This window comes from Streptomyces sp. NPDC031340 (assembly GCF_055569945.1).
Genome location: NZ_JBVIIE010000005.1, coordinates 35,744 through 52,839, shown reverse-complemented (window position 1 = coordinate 52,839; position 17,096 = coordinate 35,744). Strand labels below are relative to the sequence as shown.

Genomic DNA, 17,096 nt, shown 5'->3' with positions numbered 1-17,096 from the left:
CCTCACGTGCCGTGCAGCACCCGGATGTCCTGGATCTCCTCCAGCGTGTGTCCCGTCGCCAGCCAGGCGTGCAGGCAGGACGCGAGCAGCGGCTCGTCCGGCCGTACCCGGTGGGCCAGCGGCACCACCGTCCGGCTCCTTCCCCCGGCGACCGCCCAGCCGCCCGCGGCCAGCGGCGCCGCCACCAGCCGGCAACCCGGATGAGCGGCCGCGATGTCGTCCAGCCGGCGCGCCGCGTCGGCGAACGCGTGCGGGTGCCGATCGTGCAGCACGTCGGCACAGACGGCGGGCCACCGGCTCCCGGGAGCCACCTCCGCGGCGACGTGCTCGTCCGTGTCGTAGATGTCATCCGTGTCGTGCGTGTCGTGCGTGTCGTACCGCGGGCCGTCGGCAGCGGGTGCCGGGCGGCCGACGCGGGCCAGCAGGTGATGGAGGCGTAGGCGCCCGGCCGACCGCACGCCGAGCCACAGGTCCGGCACGGCGCCGGGGCGGACGACCCCGGCGTGCGGCCGCGGCGTCTCCAGCCGGACCGAGACGATGCGCATCACGCCGGAACCCCGCGGTGTCCGCGCTCCCACGCCGTCAGCGACGGCGGCTCCGGCAAGGCGGCCGTCTCCGGTTCGTGAGCGGGCCGGCCCAGTCCCAGCAGGCGGTACATGAGCCGCCGCATGTTGCGGTTGAAGCGGCCGGGCTCCGAGGTGATGCGCGTGGCGATCGCCGCGTACTCCTCCCGACGGTATTCGTCAGCCGCGTAGCGCAGCTGGCCGAGGAGCGGATGGGCGGGGGACAGGAACGGCGCGGTCACCGCGAGCGCGGCGGCGGGCGACGCGGGGTTGATCTCCCGCTCCGGCGCGCTCGCCAGCAGGATGGGCGCGCCGGTGAGCGTGCCGTACAGCGTCACGGAACCGTGGTCCCCGATGATCCAGTCCGCCGCGATCAGGACACTGCGCCAGTCCGCCTCCGGGGGCACGAGCGTGACGCCCCGCCCGGCGCAGCGCGCCAGCCACGCCCTGACCTGCCAGTGACCGTGCCCCGACCACACGTTGGGATGCACCAGGACGACGGACCGGAACCGGCCTGGGGGCAGTTCCGCCACGAGCCGGGGCAGCAGGGCCTCGAGCCGGCCGAAGGCCGAGCGAGTGCCCCACGTCGAGACGACGACCACCAGCTTCTCGTCGTCCGTGACGCCCAGGGCCCGGCGGTAGTCCGCGCGCAGCGGCAGGCTCGCCGCGATCCGGTCGTGCACCGGGTCCCCGACGACGTGGGCGAGCGGGAGCGCCTCCGGGCAGTGCCGTGCCAGGACGGCCAGTTCGCCGTGGTGGGGCACCACGACGGCGGCGGGCAGCCGGCCGCCGGGGGCGAGATCCTGCCGCCGCAGCCCGGCCACACCGGTGTGCGGCCCCGAGTCCAGACGCTTGAGGTAACCGGCCCCGTGCGGCAGCGTGATCAGCGGGGCGGAGATCCTCTCGACGCCGCGCGGCCCGGCCGCCAGGGCCAGGTCGAACCTCATCCGCACGGCCTCCTCCCAGGGCAGCACCGCGCCGCCCAGCAGTTGCAGGAAGCGAGGCACCTCGTCCCCGAAGACGTGCGGCGGGGCGGTGAACACCACCTGCAGCCTGAAGTCGGCCTCCAGCAGCGACAGGACGTCGACCAGACGCTTTCCGTAGGTGAGGGTGTGCACGACGACCAGTACCGTCTTGCGCTCGACGAGCGTCAGCCACTCGCGTCCCTCGACCGACGCTTCCGTGCCTTTCCGCAGTGCGGACATGATGTCCCCCGTTGTCCGTGCGGGCCCGGCTCGGCCCGTTCGGCGAGCCTCTGCCCCCGCCGGTGGACGGAAGACCTGCCGGGACCTTGCGGAAACCTTGCAGCGGGCCGCCCGTCGTGCCGACCGCAGGTCCCGCGGCCGCGGCAGCCGTCGTCAGGCGGCGCTCGCCGGCGCGGCCGTGGTGCCGCGGACCTCCAGCGCCGGTACGGCGAGGTCGACCCGTGCGGGGCGGTCCGGGGCTTCGATGCGTTCCAGGAGGCGCTGGGCGGCACGTCGGCCCACCTCGTGGCCGGCGTTGTCGACGGTGGTCAGCCACAGGTGCCGCAGGCGGGAGAGATAGGTGTTGTCGTACCCGACGAGGGAGAGGTCGCGGGGGACCCGCAGGCCGCTCTCCTCGGCGGCGGACAGGGCGCCGACGCAGGTCATGTCGTTCACCGCGAAGACGGCGGTGGGCCGGCGCGGGCGGCTCAGCAGCCGGACGGTGGCCCGGTAGCCGCCCTCCTCGGTGAGGTCGCCCCGCTCCACGATCGCCGTGGCGGCCAGCCCGTGCTCGCGCATGGTGGCCTCGAAGCTGCGGCGGCGCAGGTCGCCGACCGCGCCCCGGCCGGCGATGTGGGCGATGTGCCGGTGGCCGAGGGCGATCAGGTGCTCGGTGGCCAGCCGGGCACCGAGTTCGTCGTCGCCCGCGACGAGGTCCACGCCGGGCAGCATCGGTTCGCGGGTGCCCGCCACGACGGTGGGGACCCGCCCGGCGGCGGCGCGCAGCGCCCCCGGGTCGTGCAGGGTGCCGACCGCGACCAGGCCGTCGACGCGCAGTTCGGCGAAGGTCCGGGTGAGGTCCTCCCCGAGTCGCCGGTTGAGGTGGCCGTCGGCCAGCAGCGTGTGCAGACCGCTGTCGTACAGGCGGGAGTTGAGGCCGTCGAGCAGTTCCACGAACCAGGGGTTGCGCAGGTCGTTCAGGAGCACGCCGACGGTGCGGGTGCGCCGTTCGCTGAGGCTGCGCGCGGCCGCGTTGGGCCGGTAGCCGAGCTCCTCGACCGCGGCCAGCACCGCCGCCCGCTTCTCCGGCCGCACCCCCTGGGCGCCGCGCAGCACCAGAGACACCAGGGACTTGGAGACGCCGGCCCGCGCGGCGACGTCCCGGATGGTCGGAGCGCTCATGGTGTGGACCGTTCCATAGGCGCCTCCGAGTTGTAAAGCCCCCGAAGCAGGGCCTTGACACCTCATGGAAGCGGCAACCATGGTGAGCGCAGGCTTTTGGATCGGTCCAAAGAGGGGCTGTCATGGTGAATACGCTCGGCGTCGCCGTCGTGGGGTTCGGCTGGATGGGGCGGGTGCACACGCAGGCGTACAGCCGCCTGCCGCACCACTTCCCCGAGCTGCCGCTGCGGCCGGAACTGGTCGCCGTCGCCGACGAGGTGCCGGGCCGCGCCGAGGAGGCCGCGCGGCGCTACGGCTTCGCTTCCGCGTTCCACGACTGGCGCGAGATCGCCGCCGATCCGCGGGTGGCCGCGGTGAGCATCACCGCCCCGAACTTCCTGCACCGCGAGATCGGCGTGGCGATGGCCGCGGCGGGCAAGCACATCTGGATCGAGAAGCCGGTGGGCCTGACCGCCGAGGACGCCCGCGCCGTCGCCGACGCCGCCGCCGCGGCGGGCGTGCACGGCACGGTCGGCTTCAACTACCGCAACGCGCCCGCCGTCGAAGCGGCCCGCGAGCTGATCGCCGCCGGCGCGATCGGCGCCGTCACCCATGTCCGCATCCGGCTGTTCAGCGACTACGCAGCCCACCCCGAAGGCGCCCTGACCTGGCGCTACGAGCGCCTGCGCGGCGGCAGCGGGGTGCTGGGCGACCTCGCCTCGCACGGTGTGGACCTGGCCCGGTACCTGCTCGGCGACATCGCGTCCCTGACCGCCGACACGGCCGTCTTCGTCCCCGAGCGGGCGCGTCCGGCCGGCGCCACCGCCGGGCACACCAGGGCGGCCGGCGGCGAGCTCGGCCCGGTCGAGAACGACGACTACGTCAGCTGCCTGCTGCGCTTCGCCTCCGGCGCCCGCGGCGTCCTGGAGGCGTGCCGGGTCTCGGTCGGCGAGCAGAACAACTACGGCTTCGAGATCCACGGCACCACCGGAGCCCTCTTCTGGGACTTCCGCCGCATGGGCGAACTCGGCGTCAGCCGCGGCACCGACTACCAGGACCAGCCCGTCACCACCCGCTACGTCGGCCCGGGCGACGGCGAGTACGCCGCGTTCCAGCCCGGCTCGGCCAACGCCATGGGCTACGACGACCTGAAGGTCGTGGAGGCCCGCCACTTCCTGCGGTCCATCGCCGGGGGCGGCGCACACGGCGCGACACTGGGCGACGCGGTGGCGAGCGCGGTAGCACTCGACGCCATGACGCGCTCCGCCGAACGGGGGACCTGGGTCACCCTGGACTGAGCCCACGAAATCCACGAAACCGCAGGTCAAGGACGGACGGGCGGGTGCGGGACAGGCCACGTCGGCCGAGAAAAACGCATGGACCGCGTCAGCGCCGTGGCGGGACACTTCGAGGCCTTGCGGCAGCACGTGGCGGGCTGCCGTACGACGTCTCGGGGTGGTCATGGGATCGGCTGAATCACGCGTCGTGCCGGGCAAGGGCTCGGTGCTGCTCGCACTGCGGTACTACGGACGGGAGCTGACCCGGCTGAGGTGGCTCACGCTGCCGGCGATGCTGTTACCCGCGCTCGGCAACATCGGCATCAACTACCTCGCGCCGCTGGCCGTCGCGAAGCTCGCCGGACGCATCGCCGGCGGCGCGGGCCTCGCACTCGACGCGGCGCTGCCCTACGTCCTCGCCTTCGCCGGCGTGCTGCTGCTCGCCGAGGCGCTGTGGCGCATAGGCCTGCACTGCCTCAACCGTCTCGACGCCCTCGGCATCGAGCACCTGTACGTGATCGGCATGGACGAGCTGTTCGCGAAGGACGCCGCGTTCTTCCACGACAACTTCGCCGGGTCGCTGACCAAGCGGGTGCTGAGCTTCGCCTCCCGCTTCGAGGCGTTCGTCGACACCCTCACCTTCCAGATCGTGGGCAGCCTGGTGCCGCTGATGTTCGGCTCGGTGGTGCTGTGGCGCTACGAACCGTGGCTCGTCGTCGGGCTGCTGGTGATGATCGGCGTCACGGCGCTGTGCGTGGCGCCCCTCATCCGGCGCCGTCAGTCGCTGGTGCGACAGCGCGAGGAGGCGATCGCGCGGGTGTCGGGCCACGTCGCCGACAGCCTGATGAACATGGACACCGTCCGGGCGTTCGCCGCCGAGGAACGCGAGGCCGCCGAGCACCGCTCCCGCGTCGCGCACTCCCGGCGCCTGACGCTCAGGTCATGGGACTACGGCAACCTGCGCATCGACACACTGGTCGCGCCGCTGTCCGTGCTGACCAACGCGCTGGGCCTGCTGCTCGCGATCGCGCTCGGCGGGGGCGGCCACAGCGTGGAGGCGGTTGTGGTCGCCTTCACCTACTACACCAACGCGACGCGCATCATGTTCGAGTTCAACCAGATCTACCGGCGCCTGGAGAGCGCCATGACGGAGGCCGCCCAGTTCACCGAGCTGCTGCACACCCCGCCGACCGTCCTCGACCCGCCGTCGCCGCAGCCCCCGCCCACCAGCGCCGCCGACATCCGCTTCGAGCGCGTCACCTTCGCCCACACGGGCGCCGAACCGCTCTTCGAGGGCCTGGACCTGGACGTGTCCGGCGGGGCGCGGATCGGCCTGGTCGGCAGGTCCGGCGGCGGCAAGTCCACCCTGACCCGGCTGCTGCTGCGGATGACGGACATCGACGGCGGCCGGATCCTGATCGGGGGCCGGGACATCAGCCGGCTCCGCCAGGCCGACCTGCGCGGTCTGATCGCCTACGTCCCGCAGGAGCCGGCGATGTTCCACCGCACCCTGCGGGAGAACATCGCCTTCGCCCGCCCGGACGCCACCGACGCCGAGATCCGCGCCGCGGCCGAGGCGGCGCACGTCACGGAGTTCGCCGACGCGCTGCCGGAGGGCCTGGAGACCATGGTCGGCGAACGCGGCGTCAAGCTGTCCGGCGGTCAGCGCCAGCGCGTCGCGCTCGCCAGGGCGATCCTGCGCGACGCGCCGATCCTGCTGCTGGACGAGGCGACCAGCGCCCTGGACTCGGAGAGCGAAGTGCTGGTCCAGGAGGCGCTGTGGCGGCTGATGGAGGGGCGGACGGCGCTCGTGGTGGCGCACCGGCTCAGCACGGTCGCCGCCATGGACCGGCTCGTCGTCCTCGACCGCGGACGGATCGTGGAACAGGGCACCCACCAGGAGCTGCTCGCGCGGGACGGCGCCTACGCGAGACTGTGGCAGCACCAGTCGGGCGGCTTCCTCGACGACAGCCCCGGCGCGTCCGTCACGGTCTGACCAGCAGCTGGAACTCGAACGCGTACCGGGAGGCGCGGTAGACGTGCGACCCGTACTCGACCGGCCGGCCGGTGTCGTCGTACGCGGTGCGCTGCATGGTCAGCAGGGCGGCGCCCTCCTTCTCGTCGAGGCGGGCGGCCTCCTCGGCGGTGGCGCAGCGGGCGCCGACGGTCTGCCGGGCGCTGTGCAGGGTGATGCCGGCGGTGCGCATCAGCCGGTACAGGCCCGTCGACTCCAGCCGGGCGGTGTCGAGTTCGAGCAGGGCGGCGGGCAGGTAGTTGCACAGGAACGCCACCGGATGGCCGTGCGTGCTGCGCAGCCGCTCCAGGGCGACGACCTCGCTGCCCTCCGCGACGCCGAGCGCGGCCGCCACGTCGGCGGACGCCGGCCGGTGCTCGTGGCGCAGCACCTCGGTGGTCGGCCCCTGCCCGGCCGCCTCCAGGTCGTCGTACAGGCTGCTGAGTTCCAGCGGGCGCTTGACCTGGCTGTGCACCACCTGGGTGCCGACGCCGCGGCGGCGCACCAGAAGCCCCTTGTCGACCAGGGACTGGATGGCCTGGCGGACGGTGGGCCGGGACAGGCCCAGCCGGCTGGACAGGTCGACCTCGTTGCCCAGCAGGTTGCCCGGGGCGAGGGCCCCGTGCTCGATCGCCGCCTCCAGCTGCTGCGCCAGCTGGTAGTACAGCGGTACGGGACTGCCCCGGTCCAGGGCGAAGTCCAGCGAGTCGAGCGCGGCGGCGTTCGTGGCACGTGCGGAGCCACTGGTCCTCGCCATGGCCGTACCTCCCTGTGATGGTGTGTCAGGAGTGGCTGGGAAACCGAAGGGCCTTACGTGAGCGTGGAGTTCACAGGTGGCGGCGGCGGTCGGCGACCTGGCGGTCGTACTCCTCCCGGGCCCGCACCGCGGCCTCGCGGGAGGCGGTCTCGGCGACCGGCACGTCCCACCAGGCCTCGGCCGGGGGAGCGGCCGGGCCGGCGGTGTCGGTCTCGACGTACACACACGTCGGCCGGTCGGAGGCGCGGGCCGCGGCGAGCGCCGAGCGCAGCTCGCCGACCGTCTTGGCGCGCAGCACGTCCATGCCGAGGCTGCCCGCGTTGGCGGCCAGGTCGACGGGGAGCGGGTCGCCGGTGAAGGTGCCGTCGGCGGCGCGGTAGCGGTAGGCGGTGCCGAACCGCTCGCCGCCGACGCTCTCCGACAGGCCGCCGATGGAGGCGTAGCCGTGGTTCTGGATGAGCAGCAGGTTGACCGGCAGGCCCTCCTGCACGGCCGTGACGATCTCGGTCGGCATCATCAGGTAGGTGCCGTCGCCGACCAGCGCCCACACCGGGGTGCCGGGCGCGGCCTGCTGGACGCCGAGCGCGGCCGGGATCTCGTAGCCCATGCAGGAGAAGCCGTACTCCAGGTGGTACTGGCGCGGACTCCGCGCCCGCCACAGCTTGTGCAGGTCGCCAGGGAGCGAACCGGCCGCGTTGATCACCACGTCGTCGTCGCCGACGACCGCGTCCAGCGCGCCGAGCACCTGCGTCTGGGTGGGCACGGCACTGTCGTCGGCTGCGCGGTAGGCGGCCTCCACGACCTGCTCCCAGCGCTCCTTGCCCGCGCCGTACTCCGCCTCGTACCCGGCGTCGACGCGGTGGCCGGTGAGCGCCTCGGTCAGCCGCTCCAGACCGGCCCGCGCGTCGCACACCACCGTCCGCGCGGCCAGCTTGTGCGCGTCGAACGCGGCGATGTTGAGGTTGACGAACCGCACGTCCGGGTTCTGGAAGAGGGTGCCGGAGGCGGTGGTGAAGTCCGTGTACCGGGTGCCGACGCCGATCACCAGGTCGGCGGTGCGGGCGATGTCGTCGCAGACTGCCGTGCCGGTGTGGCCGATGCCGCCCAGGTCGGCGGGGTGGTCGTGGCGCAGCGAGCCCTTGCCCGCCTGGGTGGAGGCGACCGGGATACCGGTGGCGTCCACGAACGCCCTCAGCGCCTCCTCGGCCTCGCTGTGGTGGACGCCGCCGCCCGCGACGATCAGCGGGCGGCGCGCCGCGCGGATCGCGTCGACGGCCGCGGCCAGCTCGGCCGGGTCCGGCGCGGGCCGCCGCACGTGCCACACCCGCTCGGCGAAGAACTCCTCCGGCCAGTCGTACGCCTCGGCCTGCACGTCCTGGGGGAGGGCCAGCGTCACCGCGCCGGTCTCGGCCGGGTCGGCGAGGACCCGCACGGCGTTCAGCGCCGAGGGGATCAGCGCCTCGGGGCGCGTGACGCGGTCGAAGTACCGGGAGACCGGGCGCAGGGTGTCGTTGACGGAGACGTCGGCCTCGGTGGGGTGCTCCAGCTGCTGCAGCAACGGGTCGGCGGCGCGGGTGGCGAAGTAGTCGCCGGGCAGCAGCAGGACCGGCAACCGGTTGACGGTGGCCAGGGCGGCGCCGGTGACCAGGTTGGTGGCGCCGGGCCCGATGGAGGTGGTCACGGCCTGCGCGGACAGGCGGTTGAGCTGCCGGGCGTGACCGACGGCCGCGTGCACCATGGCCTGCTCGTTGCGGCCCTGGTGGTACGGCATCGCCGCGTCCGGTCCGATGCCCGCCTCCAGGAGGGCCTGGCCGATGCCCGCCACGTTGCCGTGCCCGAAGATGCCCCAGGTGCCGGCGATCAGCCGGTGCCGTACGCCGTCGCGCTCGGTGTACTGGACGGACAGGAAACGCACCAGGGCCTGCGCGACGGTCAGGCGGCGGGTGGGGGTGCTCATCAGGACTTCTCCGGTGCCGTGTAGAGGGGGAGACGGGGGTCGACGGGCTGGTCGGGCCAGGTGCCGCGGATCCAGGCGTGATCGGGGTGGTCGCAGATCAGCCAGGCGCGCTCGGCCTCGGGGCCCGCCATGACGTTGAGGTAGTACATGTGGTGGCCGGGCACGGCCATCGACGGCCCGTGCCAGCCGTCCGGGATGAGGACGACGTCGCCGTCGCGCACCTCGGCCAGGACGTCGGTGCCCCGGCCGTGGCCGGAGGGCGAGACGCGCTGGTAGCCGAGGCCGGGAACGGCGTCGTGGGCGGCGAACTCGAAGTAGTAGATCTCCTCGAGCACCGACTCCTCGCCGGGGCGGTGCTCGTCGTGCTTGTGCGGCGGGAACGACGACCAGTTGCCGCCCGGGGTGATCACCTCCACCGCGATCAGCTTGTCGCACTCGAAGACGCCGGCCGCGCCGAAGTTGTTGACCTGGCGGCTGCTGTTGCCGGTGCCGCGCAGTTCGACCGGCACCGAGGAGGCGGGCCCGTAACGGGCGGGCAGCCTGCGGCTGCAGCGCGCCCCGGTGAGCGCGAACCGCCCGCCGCCGGCGGACGAGACGGTCACCCGGGCGTCCCGCGGCACATACGCGAAGTCGCTGACGGCCGTGAACACGCTTTCGCGGCCGGTGAGTTCGAAGGTGTCGTGGCCGAAGTCGTCGTCGGCGGCGACGGTGCAGCCGCCGGACAGCGGCAGCACGATCCACTCGCTGTCGCCCGTGTCGAAGGTGTGCGTGCCGCCCGGCGGCAGCCGGAGCACACGCAGGCTGGAGTAGCCCCAGCCGGCCTTCTCGGGGGAGACGTCCACGGCGTACGGGCCATTTTCGGCCTTTCCGGCGGGAAGGTGATACGTCATCGGTTCCTCCGGGTCACGACGGGCGGGTCGGCGGGCGGGTCGGCGAGCCCGTCAGAGGTCACAGCACAGGACACGGCACGCGACTCGTCACGGCGCACCGCGCAGGGCGTGGCGCGGCGGCGCGTCACAGCAGCCCCACGGCCGTGTCGACCGCGCTCTCCACGCTGCCCTCGGCCGGGTACAGCAGCGAGCGGCCGACGACCATGCCCATGACGGTGGGCAGCCGCAGGGCCTTGCGCCAGCGCTCGTAGGCGCCTTCCTGGTCGTCGCCGACCTCGCCGCCGAGCAGGACGGCCGGCAGGGTCGACGTCTCCAGCACCTCGCCCATGTCGTCGGGGTCGTCGGTGACGGGCAGTTTCAGCCAGGTGTAGGCGGAGGTGCCGCCCAGCCCGGAGGCGATGGCGATGGACCGGGTGACGGCCTCGGCGGACAGGTCGTTGCGCACCCGGCCCTCGACGCGGCGGGAGACGAACGGCTCCACGAACAGCGGGAGCCGGTGCGCGGCCATCGCGTCGACGGCGCGGGCGGTCGACTCCAGGGTGGTCAGCGACCCCGGGTCGTCGTAGTCGATGCGCAGCAGCAGCTTGCCGGCGTCGAAGCGGAGCCGGGCGATGTCCTCGGCGCGGTGGCCGGTGAAGCGGTCGTCCATCTCGAAGGCCGCGCCCGCGAGACCGCCGCGGTTCATGGAGCCCATGACGACCTTGTTCTCCAGCACGCCGAGCAGGAGCAGGTCCTCCAGTATGTCGGCGGTGGCCAGCACCCCGTCGACGCCGGGCCGGGACAGCGCCGTGCAGAGACGTTCCAGCAGATCCGCCCGGTTGGCCATGGCCAGGCGCCGGCCGCCCACGCCGAGGGCGCCGCGAGCCGGGTGATCGGCGGCCACGATCATGAGACGGCCGCTGTCGCCGAGCAGGGGTCGGCGCACCCGGCGGGCGGCGGCCTCGGCGACGGCCTCGGGGTTCCGGGCCCTGACCGAGACGAGGTCGGGGATGCTGATGGTCAAGACGAAAGCTCCGTTCGGGGAGTTCAGGCGGCGGCGCGGGCGAGCAGGTCGTCGACCTCCGCCGGGGTCGGCATCGCGGAGGAACAGGCCAACCGGGAGGCGACGAGGGCGCCGGCGGCGTTGGCGTACCGCATGGTCTTCTCCAGCGACCAGCCGGACAGCAGCCCGTGCACCAGCGAGCCGCCGAACGCGTCGCCCGCGCCGAGGCCGTTGGCGACCTCGACGGGCACCGGCGGGACCTCGGCGGTGGTGCCGTCGCGGTGCACGGCGAGCACCCCCTCGGGCCCCTGCTTCACCACCGCGAGTTCCACGCCCGCCGCGAGCAGCGCCGCCGCGCAGGCGTGCGGCTCGCGGACGCCGGTGGCGATCTCGCACTCGTCGAGGTTGCCGACCGCGACCGTGGCGTGGCGCAGGGCCTGCGCGTAGTACGGGCGGGCCTCCTCGGCGTCGCGCCAGAACATGGGGCGCCAGTCCAGGTCGAAGACGGTGGTGCCGGTCCTGCCGCGGGCTTCGAGCGCGGCGAGCGTGGCGGAGCGGCTGGGCTCCTCGCTCAGCCCGGTGCCGGTGAACCACAGGACGCGTGCCGCGCGGATGGCGGGGAGGTCCAGTTCGTCGGCGTGTATCTCCAGGTCGGGGGCCTTGGGCTGCCGGTAGAAGTACAGCGGGAAGTCGTCCGGCGGGAAGATCTCGCAGAACGTCACCGGTGTCGGGTAGGCGTCCACGGGCGTCACCCAGCGGTCGTCGACGCCGAAGTCCCGCAGCGCCCGGTGCAAATAGGCGCCGAAGGGGTCGTTCCCGGTACGGCTGACCAGCGCGGTGTTCCGGCCGAGCCGGGCCGCGGCGACCGCCACGTTCGCGGCCGAGCCGCCGAGGAACTTGCCGAAGGTCTCCACGTGCGTGAGGGGAACACCCGACTGCATAGGATAGAGATCGACTCCGAGACGGCCCATAGTGATCAAGTCGAAGGACTGGACGACGGACTCCAAGGGCTCAGCCATGCGCGACGCTCCTCGACCTGTGCTGGGGAAGCGGGGGCCCGTGCGCCTCCCGCCTCCCAGGTGTAGGCCGCCATGGCCGACGCTGTCAATAGTTTGTACTTACATTCGGACCTGCAAGTGAAATGATGTCTTAACAAAGTATTGACAGCGAGCGCGCCAAGGGATTTGATCCCGTCCCAGCACGACAGCCGCTTCCGCGGCACACGGCCCGGACCTGAACCGCAGGTCCGGGTTCTGGATCCCGACGATCCGCCGGTTCCCCGTCTCCCCCCGTCGCACAGTGAGGTGCAGGACAGATGGAACGCTCTTCTCTCTCCCGCAGACTGGCCCCCGCAGTGGCCCTGGCAGCCGCGGCGGCACTGACCGTCGCGGGCTGCTCCAGCAGCTCCGGCGGCAAGAAGGCCGAGGAGAGCGCGGACGGCGCCTCCGCGGGCAAGGCCACGACGCCCCGCATGACGGTCGCCCTGGTGACCCACCAGTCGCCCGGCGACACCTTCTGGGACATCGTCCGCAAGGGCGCCGAGGCCGCCGCCGCCAAGGACAACATCAAGCTGGTCTACTCCGCGGACCCGAGCGCCGGCGCCCAGGCCACCCTGGTGCAGAACGCGATCGACCAGAAGGTCGACGGCATCGCCGTCACCCTCGCAAAGCCGGACGCCATGAAGGACGTCGTGTCCAAGGCGACCCAGGCGAACATACCCGTCGTCGGCCTCAACTCCGGGGTCAGCGACTGGAAGAAGCTCGGCCTGATGGAGTTCTTCGGCCAGGACGAGACGGTGGCCGGCGAGGCGTTCGGCAAGAAGCTCAGCGAGCTCAAGGCCAAGCACGCCGTCTGCGTCGTCCAGGAGCAGGGCAACATCGGCCTGACCCAGCGCTGCGACGGCCTGAAGAAGACCTTCTCCGGCAAGACCGACGTGCTGTACGTCAACGGCACCGACATGCCGTCCGTGAAGTCGACCATCACCGCCAAGCTCAAGCAGGACAAGTCCATCGACTACGTCGCCACCCTCGGCGCCCCGTTCGCGCTGACCGCGGTGCAGTCGGTGTCCGACGCCGGCAGCAAGGCCAAGATCGCGACCTTCGACCTGAACAAGGACCTCACGAGCGCCATCAGCAAGGGCACCATCCAGTTCGCCGTGGACCAGCAGCCCTGGCTCCAGGGCTACCTGGCGATCGACTCGCTGTGGCTGTACAAGAACAACGGCAACTACATGGGCGGCGGCGAGCAGCCCGTGCTGACCGGCCCTGCCTTCGTGGACAAGTCCAACGTCGACGCGGTCGCGAAGTACGCCGCGAAGGGCACTCGGTGATGAGTATGACGCAGGACGCCGAGCCGGCGGTGACCACACCGCCGGCCTCCGGCCCCGGCAAGGAAACCGACGGGCGCACGGCCCGGCGCCCCCTGGCGCTCAGGCTGCTGGCCCGTCCCGAGGTGGGCGTCTTCCTCGGCGCCGTCGCCGTGTACGTGTTCTTCCTCGTCACCGCCCCGCCGGTGCGTGACGGCTCCTCGATGGCGAACGTGCTCTACCAGTCGTCGACCATCGGCATCATGGCGCTTCCGGTGGCGCTGCTGATGATCGGCGGGGAGTTCGACCTGTCGTCCGGTGTCGCCGTGATCACCTCGGCGCTGACCGCGAGCATGCTGAGCTACCAGCTGACCATGAACGTCTGGGCCGGCGTGGTCCTCGCGCTCGCCGTGTCCCTCGCGGTCGGCTTCTTCAACGGCTGGATGGTGGTCAAGACCGGCCTGCCCAGCTTCCTGATCACCCTGGGCAGCTTCCTGATCCTGCAGGGCGTCAACCTCGCCGTCACCAAGCTGGTCACCGGCAACGTGGCCACCGACGACATCAGCGACATGGACGGCTTCGACCAGGCGAAGAAGGTCTTCGCCTCGTCCTTCGACGTCGGCGGTGTCCAGGTGAAGATCACCGTGGTGTACTGGCTGGTCTTCGCCGCGCTGGCCACCTGGGTGCTGCTGCGCACCAGGTACGGCAACTGGATCTTCGCCGTCGGCGGCAACAAGGAGTCCGCGCGGGCCGTCGGCGTGCCGGTGAACTTCACCAAGATCTCGCTGTTCATGCTGGTCGGCTTCGGCGCCTGGTTCGTCGGCATGCACCAGCTGTTCACCTTCAACACCGTGCAGTCCGGCGAGGGCGTGGGCCAGGAGCTGATCTTCATCTCCGCGGCCGTGATCGGCGGCTGCCTGCTGACCGGCGGCGCCGGCTCGGCGATCGGCCCGGTCTTCGGCGCCTTCATGTTCGGCATGGTGCAGCAGGGCATCGTCTACGCCGGCTGGAACCCCGACTGGTTCAAGGCGTTCCTCGGCGCGATGCTGCTCGGCGCGGTGCTGATCAACCTGTACATCCAGCGCACGGCGACCCGGAGGTGACCGACATGACGACAGCCGACGAGGCCGGCACCCACGGCGCCATCATCCCCGACACCCCCACCGCCGGCGGGGACGGGGCGATCGTCGAACTGCGCGGCGCGGGCAAGTCCTACGGCAACATCCGCGCCCTGCACGGCGTCGACCTGAAGGTGTACCCCGGCCAGGTCACCTGCGTGCTCGGCGACAACGGCGCCGGCAAGTCCACCCTCATCAAGATCATCTCGGGTCTGCACCAGCACACCGAGGGCGAGTTCCTCGTCGACGGCGCACCGGTGCGCTTCTCCACCCCGCGCGAGGCGCTCGACAAGGGCATCGCCACCGTCTACCAGGACCTCGCGGTCGTCCCGCTGATGCCGGTGTGGCGCAACTTCTTCCTCGGCTCGGAGATGACCAAGGGCCCCTGGCCCCTGCGCCGCCTCGACATCGAGAAGATGAAGCAGACGGCCGACCACGAGCTGCGCGAGATGGGCATCGTCCTGGACGACCTGGAACAGCCCATCGGCACCCTCTCCGGCGGCCAGCGCCAGTGCGTGGCCATCGCCCGCGCCGTCTACTTCGGCGCCCGCGTGCTCATCCTGGACGAGCCGACCGCCGCCCTCGGCGTCAAGCAGTCCGGCGTGGTGCTGAAGTACATCGCCGCCGCCCGCGACCGCGGCCTCGGCGTCATCTTCATCACCCACAACCCCCACCACGCCTACATGGTCGGCGACCACTTCAGCGTGCTGCGCCTGGGCACCCTGGAGATGTCCGCCTCCCGCGACCAGGTCAGCCTCGAGGAACTCACCAACCACATGGCCGGCGGCGCCGAACTCGCCGCGCTCAAGCACGAACTCGCGCAGGTCCGCGGAGTCGACGTCGAGGAACTCCCCGAAGAGGACGCCCTCGCCGCACCCGGCGCGGCCGCATCCGAAGGGAAGTCCTGACATGTCCGCTGCGCTGGATCGCATCCGGGTCGGCTCCGCACCCGACTCCTGGGGCGTCTGGTTCGCCGACGACCCCGTGCAGGTGCCCTGGGAACGCTTCCTGGACGAGGTCGCCGAGGCCGGCTACTCCTGGATCGAGCTCGGCCCGTACGGCTACCTGCCGACCGACCCGGCCCGGCTCACCGACGAGGTGAACAAGCGGAACCTGAAGGTCTCCGCCGGCACCATCTTCTGCGGACTGCACCGCGGCCCCGCCGAATGGGACGGCACCTGGGAGCAGGTCAGCCGGGTCGCGGCGCTGACCCAGGCCATGGGCGCCGAACACCTGGTCGTCATCCCGTCCTTCTGGCGGGACGACAAGACCGCCGAGATCCTGGAGCCCCCGGAGCTGACCGGCGAGCAGTGGGCCCACCTCACCAAGGGCATGGAACGGCTCGGCCACGAGGTGAAGGAGACCTACGGCCTCGACATCGTCGTGCACCCGCACGCCGACACCCACATCGACACCGAGGCGCACGTCGAGCGCTTCCTCGACTCGACCGACTCCGGCCTGGTCAACCTCTGCCTCGACACCGGGCACTACGCCTACTGCGGCGGCGACAGCGTCAAGCTGATCGAGACCTACGGCGAACGCATCGGCTACCTGCACCTCAAGCAGGTCGACCCGGAGATCCTCGCCGACGTGCGCGCGAACGAGGTGCCGTTCGGCCCGGCCGTGCAGCGCGGTGTGATGTGCGAACCGCCGTCCGGCGTACCGGAGCTGGGCCCGGTGCTGGAGGCGGCGCAGCGGCTCGGCGTGGACCTGTTCGCGATCGTCGAGCAGGACATGTACCCGTGCGAGCCGGACAAGCCGCTGCCCATCGCGGTGCGCACCCGCAAGTTCCTGAGGTCCTGCGGCGCCTGACCGCCTCACCGCCCGACCGCCCGACCGTCCGAAGGGGGACGACCATGGACCGGCCCGGCACACTGCGCGTCGCCGTCGTCGGCGCCGGCAGGATGGGCGCCGACCACGTCCGCCGTATCCAGGAGGTCACCAGCGGCGCCCGGGTGACCGCCGTCGTCGACGTCGACGCGGAACGCGCCAAGGCCGTCGCGGCCGGCGTCGACGGCTGCACCCCGTACACCGACCCGGCCGCCGCGATGGCGTCGGCCGACGTCGACGCCGTGCTCATCGCCTCTCCGGGACCCGCTCACGAGGCGGCCCTGCTGACGGCGTTCGCGCACGACCTGCCGGTGCTCTGCGAGAAGCCGCTCACCCCGGACGCGGCCTCCGCCCTGCGCGTGCTGGAAGCCGAGCAGTCCCTGGGCCGGCGCCGCGTCCAGGTCGGCTTCATGCGGCGCTACGACGCCGAGTACCTGAAGCTCAAGGCCCTGCTGGACAGCGGCCAGCTGGGCCGGCCGCTGCTGCTGCACAACCGGCACCGCAACGTCGCCTCCCCGCCCGGCTGGCGCAGCGAGATGCTCGTCAACGACTCCGTCGTGCACGAGATGGACATCACGCGCTGGCTGCTCGGCCACGAGATCACGGCCGTGACGGTGCTGCGCCCGGCGCCGTCCGTGAACGCCCCGGACGGGATGCAGGACCCGCAGTTCGTGGTGTTCGAGACCGACGGCGGCGCGGTCGTCGACGTCGAGATCTTCGTCAACTGCGGCTTCGGCTACCAGGTCCAGGCCGAGGCGGTCTGCGAACGCGGCACCGCCCGGATCGGCGACGGCCACGCCATGGTCACCAACATGGCGGGCCGCTGGGGCGGCACCATCGCCCAGGACTACCTGGAACGCTTCGCCGACGCCTACGACCGCGAGGTCCAGGCGTGGGTGGACGCCACCCGCCGCGGCGAGGTCACCGGCCCCAGCGTGTGGGACGGCTACGCCGCGGCGGCGGTCTGCGAGGCCGGCGTGCGCGCCCTGGAGCAGGGCGGCCGGGCCGAGGTGGAACTCGTGGAGCGGCCGCCGCTGTACCGCTGACGCGCCGGCGGC

Annotated in this window: 15 protein-coding genes; 7 read left to right on the top strand and 8 right to left on the bottom strand. The window is 72.3% G+C overall.

Annotated elements, in window-relative coordinates; all coding sequences use genetic code 11:
- Positions 1-2: 2 nt before the first annotated feature.
- From ACZ5GT_RS04985 to ACZ5GT_RS04975, 3 genes are all read right to left on the bottom strand, one after another.
- A complete protein-coding gene (locus tag ACZ5GT_RS04985) occupies positions 3-545 on the bottom strand; it encodes a hypothetical protein (protein ID WP_469014282.1) in 543 nt (180 codons plus the stop codon).
- The gene (locus ACZ5GT_RS04980) at positions 545-1,768 is read right to left on the bottom strand and encodes a hypothetical protein (protein WP_469014280.1); all 1,224 of its coding nucleotides are present in this window, start codon (positions 1,766-1,768) and stop codon (positions 545-547) included. The genes ACZ5GT_RS04985 and ACZ5GT_RS04980 overlap by 1 nt, the downstream gene beginning before the upstream one ends.
- Before the next feature lie 153 nt (positions 1,769-1,921).
- Positions 1,922-2,929, bottom strand: a complete 1,008-nt coding sequence (locus ACZ5GT_RS04975) for a LacI family DNA-binding transcriptional regulator (protein ID WP_469014278.1) — start codon at positions 2,927-2,929, stop codon at positions 1,922-1,924.
- A 122-nt stretch (positions 2,930-3,051) separates the two neighbouring features.
- Here ACZ5GT_RS04975 and ACZ5GT_RS04970 point away from each other — a divergent pair, with 122 nt between their 5' ends.
- The gene (locus ACZ5GT_RS04970) at positions 3,052-4,206 is read left to right on the top strand and encodes a Gfo/Idh/MocA family protein (RefSeq protein ID WP_469014275.1); all 1,155 of its coding nucleotides are present in this window, start codon (positions 3,052-3,054) and stop codon (positions 4,204-4,206) included.
- 163 nt (positions 4,207-4,369) lie between these two features.
- Positions 4,370-6,181, top strand: a complete 1,812-nt coding sequence (locus ACZ5GT_RS04965) for an ABC transporter ATP-binding protein (protein WP_469014274.1) — start codon at positions 4,370-4,372, stop codon at positions 6,179-6,181.
- Here ACZ5GT_RS04965 and ACZ5GT_RS04960 read toward each other — a convergent pair.
- The 5 genes from ACZ5GT_RS04960 to iolC all read right to left on the bottom strand — a co-directional run bounded on the left by ACZ5GT_RS04960 (position 6,171) and on the right by iolC (position 11,804).
- The gene (locus ACZ5GT_RS04960) at positions 6,171-6,956 is read right to left on the bottom strand and encodes a GntR family transcriptional regulator (protein ID WP_469014272.1); all 786 of its coding nucleotides are present in this window, start codon (positions 6,954-6,956) and stop codon (positions 6,171-6,173) included. The genes ACZ5GT_RS04965 and ACZ5GT_RS04960 overlap by 11 nt on opposite strands.
- 70 nt (positions 6,957-7,026) lie before the next feature.
- Complete coding sequence (gene iolD, locus ACZ5GT_RS04955) at positions 7,027-8,913, bottom strand: 3D-(3,5/4)-trihydroxycyclohexane-1,2-dione acylhydrolase (decyclizing) (protein WP_469014271.1); 1,887 nt, start codon at positions 8,911-8,913, stop codon at positions 7,027-7,029.
- A complete protein-coding gene (iolB, locus tag ACZ5GT_RS04950; protein ID WP_469014269.1) occupies positions 8,913-9,803 on the bottom strand; it encodes a 5-deoxy-glucuronate isomerase in 891 nt (296 codons plus the stop codon). The genes iolD and iolB overlap by 1 nt, the downstream gene beginning before the upstream one ends.
- A gap of 124 nt (positions 9,804-9,927) precedes the next feature.
- Positions 9,928-10,806 carry a Cgl0159 family (beta/alpha)8-fold protein gene (locus ACZ5GT_RS04945; RefSeq protein ID WP_469014268.1) on the bottom strand — a complete coding sequence of 293 codons (879 nt, stop codon included), beginning with the start codon at positions 10,804-10,806 and terminating at the stop codon, positions 9,928-9,930.
- Between the two features lie 23 nt (positions 10,807-10,829).
- Positions 10,830-11,804 carry a 5-dehydro-2-deoxygluconokinase gene (gene iolC, locus ACZ5GT_RS04940; RefSeq protein WP_469014266.1) on the bottom strand — a complete coding sequence of 325 codons (975 nt, stop codon included), beginning with the start codon at positions 11,802-11,804 and terminating at the stop codon, positions 10,830-10,832.
- Positions 11,805-12,100: 296 nt separating this feature from the next.
- Here iolC and ACZ5GT_RS04935 point away from each other — a divergent pair, with 296 nt between their 5' ends.
- The 5 genes from ACZ5GT_RS04935 to ACZ5GT_RS04915 are packed head-to-tail and all read left to right on the top strand — an operon-like array spanning position 12,101 to position 17,084.
- Complete coding sequence (locus ACZ5GT_RS04935) at positions 12,101-13,114, top strand: sugar ABC transporter substrate-binding protein (RefSeq protein ID WP_469014265.1); 1,014 nt, start codon at positions 12,101-12,103, stop codon at positions 13,112-13,114.
- On the top strand, positions 13,114-14,193 hold the full coding sequence (locus tag ACZ5GT_RS04930) for an ABC transporter permease (protein WP_469014263.1): 1,080 nt from the start codon (positions 13,114-13,116) through the stop codon (positions 14,191-14,193). Before ACZ5GT_RS04935 ends, ACZ5GT_RS04930 begins: the two co-directional genes overlap by 1 nt.
- Complete coding sequence (locus ACZ5GT_RS04925; RefSeq protein WP_469014261.1) at positions 14,190-15,116, top strand: ATP-binding cassette domain-containing protein; 927 nt, start codon at positions 14,190-14,192, stop codon at positions 15,114-15,116. Before ACZ5GT_RS04930 ends, ACZ5GT_RS04925 begins: the two co-directional genes overlap by 4 nt.
- A 1-nt stretch (position 15,117) precedes the next feature.
- Complete coding sequence (locus tag ACZ5GT_RS04920; RefSeq protein ID WP_469014259.1) at positions 15,118-16,020, top strand: sugar phosphate isomerase/epimerase family protein; 903 nt, start codon at positions 15,118-15,120, stop codon at positions 16,018-16,020.
- A 44-nt stretch (positions 16,021-16,064) separates the two neighbouring features.
- Positions 16,065-17,084, top strand: a complete 1,020-nt coding sequence (locus tag ACZ5GT_RS04915) for a Gfo/Idh/MocA family protein (RefSeq protein ID WP_469014258.1) — start codon at positions 16,065-16,067, stop codon at positions 17,082-17,084.
- Positions 17,085-17,096 lie beyond the last annotated feature (12 nt).